The following is a 19,341-nucleotide window of genomic DNA, read 5'->3' as shown; positions in this document are numbered from 1 at the left end:
TGACGTAAACTGTCAACGCAAGCTTATTTTACGAACATAGCATAGTATCCGTTGAAGAAGATATACAGCACTATCAGCGGCAGAATGTAGGTAGCATAGAAGCGAATCCATTTGGGGAAGGGGATACCCTTACCGGTATCTGCCTCTGCAATAAAGTTATCCCAGCCCCAACCGTAACGGCTGGTGCAGAAGCTGAGGTAAATCAGACTGCCTAAGGGCAGCAAATTGTTGCTGACAAGGAAGTCTTCGAGGTCAAGAATGCAGGTGCCTTTGCCCAAAGGCTGAATGTGGCCCCACAGGTTGAAACCCAGCACGCAGGGCAGGGAAAGCAGGATAATCGCAATAATGTTAAAGCGAATAGTTTTTTTGCGCTCCCAACCGGTTAAATCGCAGATGCAGGAGGTAATGTTTTCGAATACAGCGATCACTGTAGACATGGCTGCGAAAAGCATGAACAGGAAGAACAGAGTACCCCAGATACGGCCGCCGCTCATAGCGTTGAACACATTGGGGAGGGTGATGAACAGCAAGTTCGGACCGCTGTCGGGATTGATGCCGAAGCTGAAGCAGGCCGGGAAGATAATTAGGCCGGAAACAATTGCTACAAAGGTATCCAGTGCCATAATCCACATTGCTTCACCCGTCAGGCGCTGTTCCTTGCCGATGTAGCTGCCGAAGATAGCCAGTGCGCCGATGCCAAGGCTCAGCGTAAAGAAGGCCTGTCCCATAGCGGCGAAGACTACCTCACGGATACCGTGCTCCAGAACTCTGTTGAAGTCAGGATAGAGATAATATTTAAGGCCTGCAGCACTGTTTGGCAGAGTAATGGAGTTTACTGCCAAAATCAGCATGAGCAGCAGCAGGCAGGCCATCATATTTTTGGTGATGCGTTCAACGCCGGCCTTGACGCCCAAATAGCAGACACCGAAGCAGGAGAGAACGATGATAATCATATTGCCTGCCATGGTTACAGGGTCGCTCAGCAGACTGCCGAAAACGTTGCCTACGCCTTTGGCATCAAGGCCGACGAAGCCGCCGACTGCCATTTTGTAGAAATAATACAGCATCCAGCCGGAAACTGTGGTGTAGAACATCATCAGGAGAACATTGCCGGCAATCGCACCATATTTATACAGATGCCATTTTGTACCTGCAGGCTCCAGTACGTCGAAGGATTTTGCCGCACTGCGCACACTTGCACGGCCGACAGCAAATTCTGCTACCATAATAGGCAGGCCTAAAAGCAGCAAAAAGCAAAGATAAATTAAAACGAAGGATGCACCTCCGTATAAGCCCGTAATAAACGGGAAACGCCAGACATTGCCTAAGCCGATAGCACAGCCGGCAGATATTAAAATAAAGCCAAGGCGTGAGGAAAAGCTTTCTCTTTCCATAAATATATACCTACTCCCTAAAAAATTTTGGATAATTTAATTATAAGCGAAAGGTTGGTTATAAGCAATAAAAAAACTGCATCCCACACTTTGGCAGGATGCAGTTCAAAGAGAATTATTTCTTTTCAGCAGGAGCTTTTTCCGGAGCTTTGTACGGAGAGAAGCTGAAGTTTTGCAGTTTGGCATCCTTGCCAAACATGAAGGTCATGATAACAACATTTTCTTTAGAGAAGGCTGCAATATAGGTTACTCTGTCGCCTTGGTCAAAACGCTCAAAGCTATGGAATTTGGTTTCTTTCAAAGAACCGAATTGTTTTTTTACCTGGCTTTGGATAGCAGCAAAGTTTTTCTCGCCCAGAGCTTTGTTAAGATCAGCGCTCAGTGTGGGAGCAAGAGCAGCATAGCCGGCAGCAGCATCCACATCGAGAGAGGTCATCATCTTTTCAGCGGTTTTCTGCTCCTTGTTCAAATCGCCGCCGTCAGCAGCAAAGGCCAGACTGCTGCAGGCAAAAGCAAGCAGCATAGTTAAGACTAACACTAATTTTTTCATTTACATTACCTCCAATTATAGATAGCTTAAAAGCCTTATATATAATCATAACTGTTTTTTCTCATTTAGTAAAGACTTTTAAAGTGATTTTTGAACAAATTCAGCTTAGAAGTGCAGTAAAACTGCTTGCTTATTTTGCCTGCTTGCCTTCTGGATGCTGCAGGCATTGAAACATCATTTCTGCCAGAGAGCGCTTCAAAAGCTGGTTGAATTCATCAACAGTGTGGTCGCTCAATGGCTTGCCTGCTGCCGGGTAAGATTTTTTATCCGTGCCGAAAATCAGCTCATCCAGGCTGCATTTAAGATGTTGGGATATACGGATGGCAATTGCCAGGCTTACGCCGGTCTTACCGTTTTCCAGATTGCTCATGTGGGTTTGGGAAATATTAATTGCTTTTGCCAGGCTTTGCTGAGACACCTGCGATTTGGTGCGCATTTGTTTGATATTGTTGCCGATAAGCTTATAGTCGGGGTTTACGGTTAAGCTTGCCATAAATTACACCTCCAGATGTTATTCAACAATAGAACATTTTATAGTTCTCTACATGAACGCGAGCCGTTGCTTCGTCCTTCAAGTATATTATGACATATTTATACCTGAATGTCCCTACCCTAAATGGCAATTTCGGGTAGGATAGGGCACTATTTTTATAAAAAAAGACGCTAATTTTATTTACAAAATGTATTTTATGCTTGATATTTTCTTGTTAACTTATAGTAAAAAATGGTGTACGACACATTTGCTATAGGAGTAGCAGTAAGGTGAAGTTTTAATTTAAGTTGTATGCCGCAACAGCTAAAGTTGCAAATGACAGCGCAACGTGTTATATTAAGGCTAGATTATATGAAAACGAGGTGTATTATGCTTACTGCTGCTGATTTTGATCAACTTGGCTTTTGGGAGGATTCTACCCCGGAAGAAAATATTACGGTTTATGGTATGGATTTTGGCACGGATTATATTATGCTGACGGATGATTTGGGCAAAACACCGCTGGACGCCAAAAAGTTTATCGTTGTTGCTGCCTATGATGAGGCTGACTGCTTTTTGTGGGGCGTAGAGCTGAAAAACTTTGCTGCGCTCAAGGAGCTGTGTGCTCAATATTCACCCGGAAGTGCAGAACTTTTTCAGGCACTGAAGGAATATAAGCTGCCGAAAAAATAAAATTGATAATGCGGAAGGCTTGCCTTCTGACGCAAAAACTGCTGCCCTGCGTCTGTGACGTTAGGCAGCAGTTTTTAGCTTGCAGCAATTTATTCCATGGCGAAAACGGTATCAACGCTGGCTTTAATCGTAATTTCCTGCGCAGCGATGCTTGTTTCTGGGGCAGCAGCTCTGTCGGCAGCAGCCATCAGCTTCATGTTGCCATAGGAGCGCTCCATGCCGCCGCTGTAGGTGCTGATGTTGGCGCTCAGCAGCTTGCCGAGCGTACGTCCACCGGCATTGGCAACAACGGCAGCTTGCTGGCGTGCATTTTCGACAGCCTGAGCCAGCAGCTTGTTGCGGTAAAGTTCTCTGTTGCTGACGCTGAAGGAAATATTATTGATCGTATCAACACCGGCAGCACTGATTTTATCAATTACCGGACCAAGCTTGCTGATATCCTTGAGCTTGATGCGCACACTGTTGCTGGCGGTATAACCGGTGATTTTACCCTTGATATCGGTATCTGGATAAAGAGTATAGCTTGTTGTTGTAATATCATTACCAAGAATATTGCAGCCAAGCAGATTACGCTTAACACTATCCATTTTGGCGGCAGATGCGCTTGTTGCTTCGGCGGCGGTACGGCCCTTGCCGTTGACATCAAAGCTGATTACGGCAGTATCCGGTGCCACCTCAATGCTTGCGTTGGCGCTGACGCTGATGCTCGGTGTATCAGGCTGCGCAGCCATAGCATTGGCACTGCCGATAAGCAGCAGGCAGATGGTAAGCAGAGCACAAAGCATTTGTTTTATCTTAGTCATAATATAACCTCCTGACTGTTATTGAATCAGCTTAATTATAGCATATAAATACAATTTAAACCTGAAAGACACAGAAAAAACACGAACCGCTAGGAGCAGGACAGTGATAAATAAAATGAAGCAGTTGCTTAACTTACTTACTTTTAATACTTACTGCCGTCAAAGCATTTTCTTAATGGTACAAATGTGCTATAATAAAAAACGCAATAAGAAGCAGGAGGTGCGCTTTATTTATGAAGAAAAAAGAGCGTGACAGGCTGCAGGTAGAATATATCTGTCCTGATTGCGGCAAACATTTGGCTTGGGCGCTGCCTACCGCTGTAATACAATGTCCGTGCGGACAGTGGGTGGATAATAACAATCGTTTAAAAGATAAGAGTGAGGTTTATCTGCCTTTAGACAGTGAGCAGACTGTACTTTTTTAATGGGGGTAAGAAACATGGCAACAATTTGGCAACAGGCTGAAGAATTAAAAGATGAAATGGTCGAACGCCGCAGAGATTTGCATAGACATCCGGAAACAGGCTGGACGGAATTCCGTACGGCAAGCATGATTATCGGTGAGCTGAAAAAGCTTGGCTATGATGTTAAATTCGGCGCTGACGTTATTGACGAAAAATCTATGATGGGCGTGCCGAGCGAGGCAGAGCTGGCTGATTATATGCAAAGAGCAATCAACGAAGGTGCGGATCCGGAGCTGGTAAAGAAGATGGCAGGCGGCAAGACCGGTATCGTGGCAACTCTTAAAACAGATAAACCGGGTAAAACAGTTGCCTTCCGCTTTGATATGGACTGCAACGATGTAGAAGAGGAGCGCTGCGACGAGCATCGCCCGGCAAAGGAAGGCTTTGCTTCCGAACATAAAAAGGCTATGCACGCCTGCGGTCATGACGGTCACGTAACTATCGGCCTGTCGGCAGCAAAGCTGCTTGCTGCTAATAAAGCACGTTTGGCAGGCACCGTTAAATTGATTTTCCAACCGGCGGAGGAAGGCGTACGCGGGGCTTTCGCTATGATGAACGCCGGTGTAGTTGATGATGTCGATTACCTGTTCGGCGGTCATATTGGCTTCAAGGCTACTGCCGATAACTGCTTGGTAACGATGACTGACGGTTTTCTGGCAACTACGAAGCTGGATGCGGAATTTACTGGTGTATCTGCCCACGCAGGCGCTGCTCCGGAGCAGGGAAAGAATGCTTTGCTGGCAGCGGCACAGGCTGCAATTTCCCTGAATACCATTCCCCGTCACAGCAAGGGCTCCAGCCGTATCAACGTAGGCGTACTCAACGCCGGCACCGGACGCAATGTTGTGCCTGATATCGCTGCTATTAAGCTGGAAACACGCGGTGCTACTACCGAAATTGATGAATACATGGTTACCGAGGCTAAACGCATTCTTAATGCCTGCGCCGCTATGTATGACGTTAAGGTAAAAATCACTATGGCCGGTGCTGCACCTGCTTGCTTTGCTGACAAGGAGCTGGGCCATGAGGTAGCAGAGCTGATTGAGGAAAAATGTCATTATGACGAGGTTGTTGAATATGTGGACATGGGCGGCAGCGAGGACTGCGGTTACTTCATGGAGCGCGTACAGCAGCACGGCGGTCGTGCCCTGTACATGATGTACGGTACCAAGATTGCGGCAGGTCATCACAACAGTCACTTCGATTTCAATGAGGATTGCCTGTGGAAGGCTGCTGCTACCATTACGGAAATCGCTGTACATTTCAGCAACAAGTAAATAATTAATCAAAACTGCCATGATTTTGCCATAATCTTATGCTATACTTATAAACATAAACAAAAGCAATATCTTGGAGGTATATATTATGAAATCACTTAAAAAAATCGCTTTAGTATTTTCCTGCATGGCGCTGTTGGGTGCCGGCAGTGCTTTCGCCGCTGATGCGGCTCAATCCTCTCCACTGGACGAGGTGCAGGCAAATCCTGAGGTAATGCGCGCACCGGGAACCTATGTTACCCGTGGCGAAATAGTTGCTGTAGAGAATGGCATGTACATTATTAAGGGTGAGGGCAGCAGAAATATGGTTGCAGTCATTGTTGACCGTGATACCTACGTTGTGGAGGGTGCCAGCGGTAAGCTGCGTCTGCCCTACGCTTTAAAGGAAGGCCAGAAGGTTACTGCTTATTATTCCGCAACTATGACTCGCAGCATGCCGCCGCAAAGCCATGCTCTGGCGATTGTTATCGAAGACAACGAAGAGCCTGCAAGTTTTTTTGAGGTAGCACAGGCAAGCCTTGCTAAGGATGGAAGTTATGTAACCGTACTTAATACCAATAATGACGTTATTGCGACGATTGATGCAAATGCGTGCGCAGACTTCGCTAAAATTAAAAAAGGTGATAAGCTGCTGGTTTGGAGCAGCATGATGACCATGAGCTTGCCGGCGCAGACTCACGCTGAGAAGGTAGTAGTACTTCCGTAAGGACGCGCGATAAAGCACAATAATAAATAACAAAAATATGAATTTGATTTGTAAAGAGGGTTAGTTAAAAAATGAAGATTTTTATGGATACTGCTAATGTAGAGGAGATTGCCAAATTTGTCGATTGGGGCGTTGTGTATGGTGTTACAACCAATCCGAGCCTGATTGCCAAAAGCGGTCGTACACAGGCTGAGGTTATCCCGGAAATTGCCAAGCTGGTTGCCGGTCCTGTCAGCGCTGAGGTTATCAGCACCGAATGTGACGGCATGGTAGAGGAAGCACGCAAGCTGGTAAAGATTGCGGATAACATCGTTATCAAAATCCCCTGCATTCCGGAAGGCCTGAAGGCAGTAAAAATTCTGAGCGCAGAAGGCATTAAAACTAATGTAACGCTGGTATTCAGCATGGCTCAGGCTTTGCTGGCCGCACGCGCAGGTGCCAGCTATGTCAGCCCGTTTATCGGCCGTTTGGATGATATCGGTGAAGACGGCGTACAGCTGGTAGAAAATATTGTCAAAGCCTTTAAGCTGTATGGCATTACTACCGAGGTAATTGCTGCCAGCATCCGTAATCTGGAGCACGTGGAAAAGGTTATGCTGACCGGTTGTCAGATTGCAACTATTCCTACTAAAGTGCTGGAGCAGATGATTGTCCATCCGCTGACAGATAAAGGTCTGGCGCAGTTTATGGCTGATTATCAAAACAGCCTGAAGTAAAAATCTTAGAATATTGTTACTGAGTCCGCAGCCTTAATTATAGGGAATAATTTTGGCTGCGGAAAGTTTTTTTGTGTGTTCAAGGGAGTGATTTGATGAATTTTAAAAGAGCCTTACAGGCTTTTCTTGTTACTGTATCCTGTGGCATGCTGAACGTGGCAGGCGCACAGCAGCGACCGGTGTTTATTCCTGAGGATTATGTTACAGAGCAGGCGCAGGCGGATTTTGTCGCCAACGGTCCGAAGCTGCTTTTTAGCGACAGTCCGGAAACTGTTTATCGTAACGGTATACTTTATCGTGATAAGGTTGAGGGTGATGTGCGTTTGTTCCTGCATCATGTCAATGGAGTTGCCGGTAAGAAAAAGTTGGCGGTAATACTGAAGAATACGGATAATCTGCGCCCGGTGCATTACAAGGTAACACGCAGTGGCGCAGCCGGCTTTGCTTATGATTATATGCGTGACGGCAAAAACTCTCAAAAGGAATATTTTGATGACAGCAACCAAAAGCCGCAGGAGGGCAAGCTGGGCTTTGGCGGTAGCCACGAGCTGCTCAGCGGCCGCGGAATTATTCTGCCGACGGACAAGCTTTATACGGCAACTGTTGACCTGCACTTTGACAAGCCTGTTGAGGTTAGCGTGCTGATGTGCGAAACAAAGAGTGATCTGGAGCTGTTTAACGAAGCTGCCGCCATCCAGCCGATGGATGAGCATCCGCTGCGTGGAACCTTTGAGGCTGCAGACTGGAACTATACACTGAAAAAACCTGTCAAGGATCCGGAAAAACCTCTGATGCTGGAGCTGGCAACCTCACAGGAGGGCTATGCCAAGGGCGTTGATGCTACTACCGGACTGCCTGCGGAAAACTATGGCAACTACGGTGTTATCTACAAGGTAAACTTTACTGTAGCCGGCAAAAAGCCGATAAGCTTTATTTTGAACCCCATCGGCGGTCCTTTTGCGGGCTACGGCGTACTGGAAAACAAAACTAAGGGAGAACGTCAGCTGGTGGCATTGCCGGAGCAGACAGTATGCTTAGGCTCAAAGATAGAGGAGGCAATTGAGCTTGCTCAGCTGAAGGCCGGCGACTATAGCTTTATCTGGTCACCTCCCGGTGCATCTAATCTGCCGGTGCAGCTGATTTGGGAGAAAACTGAATAAATAATGAGATAGGTTAACTAATGCTGTCGGACACAGTTTCGACAGTATTTTTTATATCTTGAATCAAGCGTTAATGAGAAGCATTTTCTATTCTTTGTTATATTTTTCCTATTGAGTAATTTTAGAATTAAGAATGAATTGATTATCTGCTAGACAACAGCAAAAAAAGTATAAATTTATTTGTGATTATTTTGTAGATTGGTGCTAAAAATACTTGACAATTTTGACGGAGGGTGTATAATTCTAAATGAGAATTATTTTTGATAAAGGATGATGAAAATGGCTAAAAGAAACACTATTCAAAGACAACTTGTTATCGCGGCTGTACGTTTTTTAGCAGATCACCCTACTGCTGAAGAAGTATATGATCGCATTACTATGGAGTATCCTGATATTAGCAAAGGTACCGTTTACCGCAACCTTAATTCTCTGGTTGAAAGCGGTTTGCTGAGCAAGGTTTCCGTTCCGAGCGGTGCCGATCGTTTTGATCATATCCTCGCAAGACATTACCACATCAAATGCACTGAATGCGGTAAGTTCATGAACGTAGAAAACTTTGATTATATTCCGGATATGGATGAAAAGGTAGCTGCTGTAACCGGCTACAAAATGAATCATCATGATATTGTTTTCAGCGGTATCTGCCCCGAATGCCAAAAGGAAATGGCAGAGCACCCTGTAAGCGAAGATGTTTTGGGTGATGACCAAAACTGATATTAAGGCTATATAAGCTTTAGTTTGGGAAGGCTGTTGCGTCGTTTTCAAGAGGAGGAATTGAAAATGGAGTTAAAAGGCAGCAAAACTGAAAAAAATCTGCAGACCGCTTTTGCCGGCGAATCTCAGGCTCACACTAAGTACCAATATTATGCAAGTGCAGCCAAAAAAGAAGGCTATAACCAAATTGGCGCTATTTTTACCGAAACTGCCGGTAATGAAAAAGAGCATGCCAAATTATGGTTTAAGGCATTGCATGGCGGCGCTGTTCCCCAGACTATTGAAAATCTGAAGGATGCAGCTGCAGGCGAAAACTATGAGTGGACCGAAATGTATGCTGAATTTGCCAAGGTTGCCAAAGAGGAAGGCTTTGATAAAATTGCATTCCTGTTTGAAGAAGTAGGCAAGATTGAAAAAGAGCATGAGGAAAGATATCGTGCACTTTTGGCAAACATTGAAAATGACCGTGTTTTCCAGCGTGAAGAGAAAAAGGTTTGGATCTGCACTAACTGTGGTAAGATTGTTATCGCTGAAAAGGCTCCGGAAAAATGCCCGGTATGCGACCATCCGCAGGGTTATTTCGAGCTGAAGGTAACAAACTATTAATTTTCTGAAGCAGGATTATTTATAGAAGCATGAAAAGGCTTTAATGGGGATTTTTCTGCGACAGAACGAAAAACAAAATAGCAGCATAAGAGGCAAACAGCGAGGCGCAAGTCTGCTGTCTGCCTCTTTTTTGCGTAAAGCAAAAAAGCTGCCGCATTTGCGGCAGCCAGGCTGCGCTCTTTTCAGTAGAAAAGCAGCTGGGTTTTGTAGACGGCGCTGACACCGGCGTTCAGGGCGAAAAGGCAGCCAAGCGAAAGCGCTATGAGCAGGGCAGCTTCCTTGCTGTTTAATGGCTGCTGCTGGTGCATGGCGCGGCGGATTGCCTTGCCGCATAAAACGACCAGCATGCCCAAAAGAAATAAAGAGAAAAATATATTCAGCATTATAATGGCTCCTTTGGTATAAGCTGTTTACAAGCAGATAAATATTTATAGGATTAGTATACCACACTTTTCGTGAAATATGGTATACTATTATAGATATATTCAGCAAAATATAGCAGATTTAGATTCTGCCATGTTCCCAAAAGAGAAGGGTGATTAGTATGGAAACAAGAGTAGCTGTTATCTCTCTGATTGTAACGCAGCCTGAGGCTGTGGAAGAGCTTAACGCAATTTTACACACCTACAGCAGTTATATTATCGGTCGCATGGGCCTGCCCTATCGCCAGAAGAATGTTAATATTATCTGCGTTGCCGTTGATGCGCCGCAGGATATTATCAGCGCTATGAGCGGTAAGCTGGGACTGCTTGCCGGAGTGAATGCTAAAACTGCTTATTCCAACGTAACTGCCAAGGAATAGACTGCTGGATATCAACTATCTGACGGGAAAGATACTACTGACCTGTAAGGAGGAGACAAAATGTATAATGCAAAATCAATGAAGGCCGAAGAATTTATCTGTCATGAGGAAATCCTCGACACACTTGCTTATGCTGAGGCCAACAAAAACAACAAGGAGCTGCTGGAGCAGATTATTGCCAAGGCTAAGCTGCGCAAGGGCTTAAGCCATCGTGAGGCCAGCGTACTGCTTGCCTGCGAGGACGAAAAGCTAGTGCAGGAAATGTTTGCTCTGGCTGAGCAGATTAAAAAGGACTTTTACGGCAACCGTATAGTGCTGTTTGCTCCGCTGTATTTATCCAATTATTGTATCAATCACTGCGTTTACTGTCCTTACCATGCAACAAATAAGCATATCGGACGCAAAAAGCTGACGCAGGACGAGGTACGTGCTGAGGTTATCGCACTGCAGGATATGGGCCATAAACGCCTGGCGCTGGAGGCCGGCGAGGACCCGGTAAACAATCCTATTGAATACATTCTGGACTGCATCAAGACTATCTATTCTATTAAGCATAAAAACGGCGCTATCCGCCGCGTAAACGTAAACATTGCGGCTACTACCGTAGAAAATTACCGCAAGCTGAAGGAAGCAGGCATCGGTACCTATATCCTCTTCCAGGAAACCTATCATAAGGAAAGCTATGAGAACCTGCATCCGCGTGGACCGAAGCATAATTACGCTTACCATACGGAGGCGATGGACAGAGCTATGGAAGGCGGCATTGATGATGTCGGCTTGGGTGTACTGTTTGGCTTGGAGCGTTATCGCTACGAGCTGGCCGGCCTTTTGATGCATGCAGAGCATCTGGAGGCAGTGCATGGCGTAGGTCCGCACACCATCAGCGTACCGCGTATCAAACGCGCTGATGATATCGATCCGGGCGTTTTTGACAACGGTATTGATGATGCAACCTTCTGCAAGATTATCGCGATTATCCGTATCGCTGTTCCTTATACAGGTATGATTATTTCTACGCGCGAAAATCAGGCTGTGCGTGAAAAGGCACTGCATCTTGGTATTTCGCAAATTAGCGGCGGCTCGCGTACTTCCGTAGGCGGTTACACCGAGGATGTGCGCCCGACCGATACCGAGCAGTTTGACGTTTCTGACCAACGCTCTTTGGATGAAGTAATCGAATGGCTGATGGAGCTTGGCTTCCTGCCTTCGTTCTGTACTGCCTGCTATCGTGCGGGACGCACAGGTGATAGATTTATGGAGCTGTGCAAGTCTAAGCAGATTCAAAACTGCTGCCATCCTAATGCGCTGCTTACGCTGAAGGAATATCTGGAGGATTATGCTTCCCCGGCAACGAAGGCTTTGGGCGAAAAGCTGGTGCAGGCTGAGCTGCCGAACATTCCGCAGGAAAAGGTGCGTGAGGTTTGTGTAGAGCGTCTGCAAAAAATTGCTCAAGGCGAAAGAGATTTCCGCTTCTAAAATAATAAAGACAAGCCTGCGGGTGCAGGCTTGCGTTGTAAACAGTAAAAAAGGCTATGCTAAAACCAACTTCGACAAATTAAAGAATCGCTAGAGTCTAAGTTTTTCTGTTTAAGGCTGGGTTTTGTCCCAGCCTTTTTTTTTGTTATAAAAATAACTTATTTACTTTTTTAATTATTTGGGATATAATGAGTCTAAAAAAGAATACAGATGTTTTGGTAATATTTTACGGCTGTTACTTTTGTAAGAGACTATATGGGTGAAGGTGAATAGAGCTATGAAAAGATGGAACTCGCAGGTATTTTTCTTGGTTGTTATAAGTGCCCTGAATCTGGGAGCAGGTACTGTATATTCTGCGCCTCAGGATAATCTCGTGCAAAAACAGCAACAGATATTACAACAAAAAGAACAGGAACAAGCTTCTAAACGTGCTGAAAAGGAATTGCAGTATCGTGTGGGTCAGTCTATGACTAAAACACAACAGCAAGGTAGCAGTTTAGAAGTTTTTTTGTTGCCTAAGGAAGAAAACTCCTTTTTGGTAAAGCAATTTTCTCTGAAGGCAGAAAAGTTCGGCTATAAATTCGCTTGGATTAATCAATATCTTGCAAATTTTAATGGTCAAAGGATTGGCGTAAAAGGTATTAATGAGCTTATGGGGCGCATTAATGAGGAAATCGTGAATCGTGGCTATGTAACTACCCGTGTCTATGTTGAGCAGCAGGATCTGTCCAATGGCAAGATGTTTTTTACTTTAATGCCTGGCATTATCTCAGATATCCGTTTTAAAGAAGAAACATGGGGAACCTGGCATAATGCAATGCCAATGGGTAGAGGCTCGCTGCTTAATATCAGGGAGATTGAGCAGGCTATAGATAATTTCAATAATGTACCTAATCAGAATGCAGACATTAAGATAAAGCCAGGAGCTAAGGAAGGCGAAAGTGAGCTGGTGATAGAGGTAAAACGCAGCAAGCCGTGGAGTTTGTTTGCAACTGTAGATAATTCTGGTACTGATGAGACTGGTAAGGTTCAGATGACTGCTGGTTTTCAGCTGTCACAGCCTTTTTCAGCAAATGATTTGTTCTATGTAAGCTGGAATGAAGATGCTACCCAGTCTGGTGAGAAGAAGGGTACCCGTGCCAACAGCTTGTATTATTCTATTCCCTTCGGCAACGAAAGGATTAGCTTCAGCCACAGTAAGAATGATTATCACCAGACTGTAGAGTATGCTGTAAATCCCTTTGTATCAAGTGGTGAATTTACCAATACCTCTCTTACATGGACTCATTTAGTAAATCGTGGCAGGACTTATAAAACGGACTTTGAGCTTGGTTTTGTCCATAAGACACGTCACAGCTACATAGATGGAACAGAGATTGAGGTTCAGAGACAGAAGACAACAGCTATGCAGGTTGGTTTTAACCATAGACAGTATCTTGGCCCAAGCGTACTTGATACCTCTTTGAAATGGCAGAAGGGAATGCCATGGTTTTCCGATGCCGGACCGACAGATGGTATGAGCTGTGAAGCTACCACACAATATAACATGTATCTTTTTAACGCCAACTTCATAGCACCTGTTTCTATGGGTGAAGGCTATGATGCTCAGTACAATCTGACCGTAAGGGCACAGAAGGCCGATCAGCGAATCTATGGAAGCGAGCATTTTTCTATTGGTGGTTGGTACAGTGTACGTGGATTTGACGGAGAGCAGACCTTGTCTGCAGAAGATGGTATCGTTATCAGAAACGAACTCCGGCTTCCTATAGAACACTATCCACACCAGCTTTACCTTGCTATAGACTACGGCAAGGTATTTGGCCCGTCTACTGAATATCTTTTAGGTACAGAGCTGGTAGGTGGAGCTATTGGTATGCGTGGTCAGGTAGGCATATTTAATTATGATGCTTTTGTAGGCTGGCCTATAAAGAAACCAGATGGATTTACCTGCGACAGCAGAACATACGGATTTACTCTCACAGCACAGATTTGACAGCCTCACATGGCTATAATTTAGATTTGGTTTAAGGAGTGCGTAATCATGGGAAGATTTACAAGCCGTAAAAAGAAGCTTATAGCTTATGCAATAATAGTATCGTTACAGATGCAGGCAGTAGTGCCATGCTATACTGCCTTTGCTGCTCCCAAGGCATCTGCCCCTGTGGTGGATATTGCAGCACCTAATGCTGCAGGCTTGTCCCATAACAAGGCAGGTTCCTTTAATGTTGGCAAGGAAGGCCTTGTATTCAATAATAATGCTGGAAAGGCGCCTGTAGATACAGCTCTTGCAGGCAAGGTCAATGTCAATGCTAAGCTGGCAGGTAATGCAGCCAAGACCATTCTGCAGGAGGTAACTGGCACTGGTGCTACAAGCCTTAACGGTTTTATGGAAATAGCAGGCAGCAAGGCGAACCTTATCATAGCCAACCCCAACGGCATTAATGTCAATGGAGCAGGCTTTATCAACGTTGATCGTGCAGTCCTTACTACAGGTAAGCCTAATATCAACACGGACGGAACTCTTAATGGCTTTACTGTAGAAAAAGGAAAGATAAATGTAGCTGGTGCAGGTATCATGCCTGTATTGGACGAGGCAACCGGTCAGTACAAATATGCACCTGCCAGCAAATTGGATATCTATGCCTATGCAGCAGATATTAACGCAGAAATCTGGGCACAGGATGAGATAAACGTAATCGCAGGCAAGAATCAGATAGACGCCAACGGCAATCCTGCGGCACCGCTGCATAGCGAGGGCAGCGGGGTAAATCTGGATATTGGGGCATTGGGCGGAATGTATGCCGGCAAAATCAGTCTTGTTGGCACTAATCAGGGACTGGGAATGAAGATAGGTGGCAATCTTGCTGCCCAAAAGAATCTCAGCATCACCAATAACGGCAAGATAGTATTTGAGGAAAACAAACGTGAGACTATAGAAATAGATGGTGCTCAGGCAGATGTCATGACAAGCATAACATCTGGTGGCGATATCATCATAGATGCCAATAACAGTGATATAGAAAACAAGGCGGCTCTTTCTGCCCGTGGCAAGGTAGATATTGAGTTGGGTGGTACTTTAGACAACAGTGGTAAGCTTATAGCTGGTGAGGAATATGAAGAGGCAGAAGGCAGCGGTAATTTTAAACGTAATCCTGCCAACCTGTCTATAAATGCAGCCAAGGGACTGAATAATACAGGTGCATTAGATGCTTCCAATAACCTTACCATTCGTGTAAATGAAGGTGCAGCTACCCTAGGCGGCAGCATAAATGCTATGAGCAGCATAGATATAGCGGCCAAAAACATTGTGGATGTGAAAGGCAGTATCTATACTGCTAACGGCAGCATCGCAATTGCAGGTGAGAAGGTAAAATACAGCAAGGAAAACCTGCTGGCCAAGGATGAGAGCAGTATATCCATAAAGGAAACAGACCCCGATAAGCCTGTAGAGCCTCCAGAGCCTGAACCGCCTAGAACACCGGATGAGCTTACAAATCCTGAAATAGCAGATATTTCAGGCGTAGCTGGTACAGTGAAGCAGAACAAGGTAAAAGATGAAAGCTTAGGACTTGTAGCCGACGCAAATGCGGACGGAAAATACAAGCCCATAATTGACCATGCCGCAAACGGTGTAGACCTTGTCCAGATTGCTGAAGTAAACGCCAATGGCGTATCATGCAACCTGTACAGCGATTTTAATATCAAGTCCAGCGGACTTATCCTTAATAATGCTACCAAGTACGTCAAGACAGAGCTGGGCGGGTACATAGACCGTAATATGTTCCTTGCAGGTAAGGGCGCAAGGGTAATCCTAAATGAAGTAACCAGCTCCAAGGCAAGTACCCTGAACGGCTATCTTGAAGTGGCAGGCAACAAGGCCAGTGTAGTAATCGCTAATGCCAATGGCATCAGTGTTAATGGCTTAGGCTTTATCAATACGGATAATGTAATCATCTCTACCGGCAAAGTAACTAACTGGGCAGATGGCAATATGAAGTTCAGCAGCTCTAAGGGAGACATGCTGGTAAACGGAGATGGACTTAACGGGCGTAATCCTAAAAGGCTTGATATAGTTACCAATAATCTTACTGTAGACCGCAGCGAGCTGTGGGGCAATGAGCTGCATATTTCTGCAGGCGGGCTTTTAGAGAATACCAGCAAGATAGGCGGTAAGGAAAACGTTGCTATCTATGCAGGAACCTTGGAGAATACTGCAAATGGCTATATAGAATCCGGCAAGGATATGGACATTACTGTAGCAGGCAGGCTGCATCAGGAGAAGTCTACCTTAAAATCAGGTGCAGATGCCAATATCGTTGCAGGAAGCATTGTAAATGAAGCGAATTCCCTTATCTCTGCAGCAGAGAATATGGATGTAAAAGTAGATGCATCCTTAGACAACAATAAATCCACCATGCTTGCAGGCCAGACCATGAAGGTCAGTGGTATGGATATTACTAATGCCAATACTGCCCTTATGACAGGGCAGGATCTGGAGCTTAATGGTAAACACACTGTAACTAATACTGCAGCAAATATCTATTTTGACGGCAACAGCAAGATTACTGCTGGCAGCCTTGTCAATAAGGATATGGGCAGCATCCATATAGGCAATGACAGTATCATCGTAGCAGATAATATGCTAAATACCAGATCTGCCATGGACGTACAGGGCAATTTGACAGCTGAAGTCGGCCGTTTTACCAACGAAGACAGTAGCTATATTGGTATTGGAAAAGATGCGGATATTTCTGCAGGCAGCTTTACCAACCAAAGCCTGGGCAGCATTTTTGTATCCGGAAACCTCAAAGAAAGAACAGACAAGGATTTCGTTAATGAGGACGGACTGATTGCTGTAGGCGGCAGCGGTGAGATAAGCGCAGATAATATCTACAACAGGAATAATAGTAATTATAAGCAGGGCTCCGTAATAAGTGCAGCAGGAGACCTTACTTTGAATGCAGAAAATACTCTTCTCAACCGTTCCAGTGATATTGAGAGCGAGAAGAATATCACTATAAACGCAGGCAATGTAGAAAACGTCAAGGACAAGTTTGTTACTGACTGGGATGTTACCTATGAATACATCTCCTACAAGATTCCCCATCTTGAAGGTTCACGTTATTATGATGCTATGCGTGAATTTACAAGGACAATCCATACAGGCGTCATTAAGGAAGAAACCAATGATGCCAACATTATTGCCAGTGGCAATATCACTATCAATGCAGATAATAATGTAACCAACCATTACAGCAAGATCATGGCCGGCAAGGATTTGACCATTAATGCAGGCGGAATAGTAGAAAATATTGGTTATCAGGGTACAATCCATCACGATGATCTGGGACAGGATAACCATTATTGGAAGTATAAGAAGCATAAAAGGTGGCATATGGGTTGCCACTGGGTATATGGAACTACAGTCATACCTTATGAAGATCATAATGTATATGACCAGGAGCCAGGTGCGTACAGCGAACGTCTTGCAGTGCTTGGTGCTACAGGCAGCGTGAAAATCAATGCAGCAAAAACCGTCAACAAGACACTGGAAGCAGACGGCAAGCAGTATGACGACAGGGAAAAGACTGTTCCTACAGATGTTGAGGACAAGCTTTCTGGCAACAGTGCTGCAGAAAACAATCCTTTGAATCAGGACAAGCTTTTAGGTATTGAAAGCCTTAATATCAACAGCAAGATTTATAAGCTTAATAATGACCCCAGTGCTAATTACCTTATTGAAACCAACAAGAAGTATGCAGACTACCACGAATTCCTTTCCAGCGACTATCTGTTTGAAAGGGTGAAGTCTGACCCTGAAAAAATAAGCAAGCGCTTAGGTGACGGTTATTTTGAGCAGAAATTTGTCATCGAACAGATTGCAAAGCTCACAGGAAGACCGTATCTTGGTGACTATGGAAGCGACATGGAGCAGTTTGCGGCTCTCATGGAAGCAGGTGCCGTAGCAGCTGAGGAGCTGAACCTTGAAATAGGCGTAGCACTGACAGCAGAGCAGATGGCATCCCTGACCAGTGATATAGTATGGCTGGTAGAAGAAGAGGTAAACGGACAGAAGGTGCTTGTACCAGAAGTATTCCTTGCTTCTGTAAGAGCAGCGGACCTTACTAATGACGGAGCACTTATCGTAGGTGGAGATGTAGCCATCTACTCCAAAGAGAATATAGAAAACATTGGCACCATCAGGGCTGACGGAACAGTAGACCTTAAAGGTGAGAACATCAATAACATTGGTGGCCGTATAGATGGTGAAAACGTCAAGCTGGATGCGGACAAGAAAATCACCAACAAGGGCGGCAGCATCCGTGCCAGAGTGGATGCAATCCTCAAAGGTGAAAACATCATTAATGAGGCCAATGTGAAAGAAAGCCAGTATAAAGGACTGAACCAGAAAACTGTAGGTAACGCTGGTTCTATTAGTGCTGGGCAAAATCTCAGCATCAAAGCTGAAAAGGATATTATAAATAAAGGCAGCGTGCTTGCAGCAGATAAGAACCTTGACTTGAATGCAGGACAAAATGTTGATATAGTAACAGTAGCCAACGAAAAGCACGTAGGCGTAGTATGCCCAGGTTCCTCTGCGAAAATCCATAGCGTTGAGAACCAGCAGAGCGTGATGACCGGTGGAAATGTGAATATCAACGCAGGCAGTGATGTCAATATCCAAGGTGGACTCATTGCTGTAGATAAAGACACTGCTATCCAGGCAGGTGGCAATGTCAATATCAACGCCGTAAAGGACAGCTATAGTGAGGAAACACAGGTAGGCAGCCGTGGTGGCAGCAACTACTACCATGACAAGGTAGTGGATGAAAAGGTAAAAGGAACCAATATAGCAGGCAAAGAGGATATATCTGTCTTGGCAGGCAGTGATATTAACATCAAGGGCAGCAGCCTTACTAGTGAGGAAGGCAAGGCCAGCCTTGCTGCAGGTGGCAACGTCAATATTACCAATGAGAATGAATACCACGAAAAGCTCCACGAATCCCACGAGAAATCCAATGGTTTCCTGTCCTCCAAGACTACTGATATTTATGACTACAGCAATGTAAACGGCGTAGTAAGCAGTAATGTTTCCGCAGGCAGCGTAGATATTCAAAGTGGCAAGGATACAAACGTCAAAGGTAGCAACGTAGTTGCAGATAATGACGTAAGCGTAAAAACCGGCGGCAATCTGAATATCGGCAGTGCGGAGCAGACAAGCGGAAGCGAACACATAAAATCTGTAAAGAAAAGCGGACTTCTTAGCGGAGGCGGCTTAGGCTTTACTATTGGCAAGGAAAAGCAGAAGGATCAGTACGCTAATCAGAACGTTGAACAGGTGGGAAGCACAGTTGGCAGCGTTAAGGGCAGCGTAGACCTTGAAGCTCAAAAAGACGCTAATATTAAAGGCAGCAGTGTTGTTGCGGGTAAGGATATAAATATAACTGGTGAAAATGTCAGCATTGAAAACAGCAACAGCGTTTATAATGCGCAGGAGAAGCATGAGT

At 45.0% G+C, this 19,341-nt stretch carries 17 protein-coding genes; 12 read left to right on the top strand and 5 right to left on the bottom strand.

The features are described from left to right. Window positions 1-23: 23 nt before the first annotated feature. From RDW05_RS07875 to RDW05_RS07865, 3 genes are all read right to left on the bottom strand, one after another. Window positions 24-1,394, bottom strand: coding sequence for a sodium-dependent transporter (locus tag RDW05_RS07875; RefSeq protein ID WP_293808047.1), 1,371 nt, complete (start codon window positions 1,392-1,394; stop codon window positions 24-26). A gap of 115 nt (window positions 1,395-1,509) precedes the next feature. Further along, window positions 1,510-1,944: a DUF3887 domain-containing protein gene (locus RDW05_RS07870; protein ID WP_293808049.1), complete on the bottom strand. Its 435-nt coding sequence runs from the start codon at window positions 1,942-1,944 to the stop codon at window positions 1,510-1,512. A 130-nt stretch (window positions 1,945-2,074) separates the two neighbouring features. Then, window positions 2,075-2,437, bottom strand: coding sequence for a helix-turn-helix transcriptional regulator (locus RDW05_RS07865; protein ID WP_303711475.1), 363 nt, complete (start codon window positions 2,435-2,437; stop codon window positions 2,075-2,077). A gap of 369 nt (window positions 2,438-2,806) precedes the next feature. Here RDW05_RS07865 and RDW05_RS07860 point away from each other — a divergent pair, with 369 nt between their 5' ends. Beyond that, the gene (locus RDW05_RS07860) at window positions 2,807-3,109 is read left to right on the top strand and encodes a hypothetical protein (protein WP_307770296.1); all 303 of its coding nucleotides are present in this window, start codon (window positions 2,807-2,809) and stop codon (window positions 3,107-3,109) included. 89 nt (window positions 3,110-3,198) lie between these two features. On the opposite strand, the gene RDW05_RS07855 is transcribed toward RDW05_RS07860, so the two are convergent. Then, window positions 3,199-3,912 carry an SIMPL domain-containing protein gene (locus RDW05_RS07855; RefSeq protein ID WP_307978559.1) on the bottom strand — a complete coding sequence of 238 codons (714 nt, stop codon included), beginning with the start codon at window positions 3,910-3,912 and terminating at the stop codon, window positions 3,199-3,201. Between the two features lie 233 nt (window positions 3,913-4,145). Here RDW05_RS07855 and RDW05_RS07850 point away from each other — a divergent pair, with 233 nt between their 5' ends. From RDW05_RS07850 to rbr, 7 genes are all read left to right on the top strand, one after another. Then, window positions 4,146-4,337, top strand: a complete 192-nt coding sequence (locus RDW05_RS07850; RefSeq protein ID WP_021720046.1) for a hypothetical protein — start codon at window positions 4,146-4,148, stop codon at window positions 4,335-4,337. A gap of 14 nt (window positions 4,338-4,351) precedes the next feature. Next, the gene (locus RDW05_RS07845; RefSeq protein WP_303711473.1) at window positions 4,352-5,653 is read left to right on the top strand and encodes an amidohydrolase; all 1,302 of its coding nucleotides are present in this window, start codon (window positions 4,352-4,354) and stop codon (window positions 5,651-5,653) included. 88 nt (window positions 5,654-5,741) lie between these two features. Next, window positions 5,742-6,359 carry a hypothetical protein gene (locus RDW05_RS07840; protein WP_307978557.1) on the top strand — a complete coding sequence of 206 codons (618 nt, stop codon included), beginning with the start codon at window positions 5,742-5,744 and terminating at the stop codon, window positions 6,357-6,359. Between the two features lie 71 nt (window positions 6,360-6,430). After that, window positions 6,431-7,075 carry a fructose-6-phosphate aldolase gene (gene fsa / locus RDW05_RS07835; protein WP_303707427.1) on the top strand — a complete coding sequence of 215 codons (645 nt, stop codon included), beginning with the start codon at window positions 6,431-6,433 and terminating at the stop codon, window positions 7,073-7,075. Window positions 7,076-7,170: 95 nt separating this feature from the next. Further along, window positions 7,171-8,235: a copper amine oxidase gene (locus RDW05_RS07830; RefSeq protein WP_307978555.1), complete on the top strand. Its 1,065-nt coding sequence runs from the start codon at window positions 7,171-7,173 to the stop codon at window positions 8,233-8,235. Window positions 8,236-8,514: 279 nt separating this feature from the next. Further along, window positions 8,515-8,949 carry a Fur family transcriptional regulator gene (locus RDW05_RS07825; protein WP_246869331.1) on the top strand — a complete coding sequence of 145 codons (435 nt, stop codon included), beginning with the start codon at window positions 8,515-8,517 and terminating at the stop codon, window positions 8,947-8,949. 66 nt (window positions 8,950-9,015) lie between these two features. Further along, window positions 9,016-9,555, top strand: a complete 540-nt coding sequence (rbr, locus tag RDW05_RS07820; protein ID WP_303711470.1) for a rubrerythrin — start codon at window positions 9,016-9,018, stop codon at window positions 9,553-9,555. Between the two features lie 182 nt (window positions 9,556-9,737). On the opposite strand, the gene RDW05_RS07815 is transcribed toward rbr, so the two are convergent. Next, complete coding sequence (locus RDW05_RS07815; protein WP_021720039.1) at window positions 9,738-9,938, bottom strand: hypothetical protein; 201 nt, start codon at window positions 9,936-9,938, stop codon at window positions 9,738-9,740. A 161-nt stretch (window positions 9,939-10,099) separates the two neighbouring features. Between RDW05_RS07815 and RDW05_RS07810 the strand changes: the two genes are divergently transcribed. The 4 genes from RDW05_RS07810 to RDW05_RS07795 form a co-directional block, all read left to right on the top strand. Further along, window positions 10,100-10,357: a TM1266 family iron-only hydrogenase system putative regulator gene (locus tag RDW05_RS07810; RefSeq protein WP_293388986.1), complete on the top strand. Its 258-nt coding sequence runs from the start codon at window positions 10,100-10,102 to the stop codon at window positions 10,355-10,357. 60 nt (window positions 10,358-10,417) lie between these two features. After that, window positions 10,418-11,833, top strand: coding sequence for a [FeFe] hydrogenase H-cluster radical SAM maturase HydG (gene hydG / locus RDW05_RS07805; protein ID WP_021720037.1), 1,416 nt, complete (start codon window positions 10,418-10,420; stop codon window positions 11,831-11,833). Window positions 11,834-12,110: 277 nt separating this feature from the next. Further along, on the top strand, window positions 12,111-13,826 hold the full coding sequence (locus RDW05_RS07800; protein ID WP_293808067.1) for a ShlB/FhaC/HecB family hemolysin secretion/activation protein: 1,716 nt from the start codon (window positions 12,111-12,113) through the stop codon (window positions 13,824-13,826). A gap of 48 nt (window positions 13,827-13,874) precedes the next feature. Further along, the coding region (locus RDW05_RS07795; protein WP_307978553.1) for a filamentous hemagglutinin N-terminal domain-containing protein at window positions 13,875-19,341 on the top strand (5,467 nt) is incomplete at its 3' end.

This window comes from uncultured Phascolarctobacterium sp., assembly GCF_902463975.1.
In the GTDB taxonomy this organism is placed as follows: domain Bacteria; phylum Bacillota; class Negativicutes; order Acidaminococcales; family Acidaminococcaceae; genus Phascolarctobacterium_A.
This window is presented reverse-complemented; position numbering and strand designations above follow the sequence as displayed.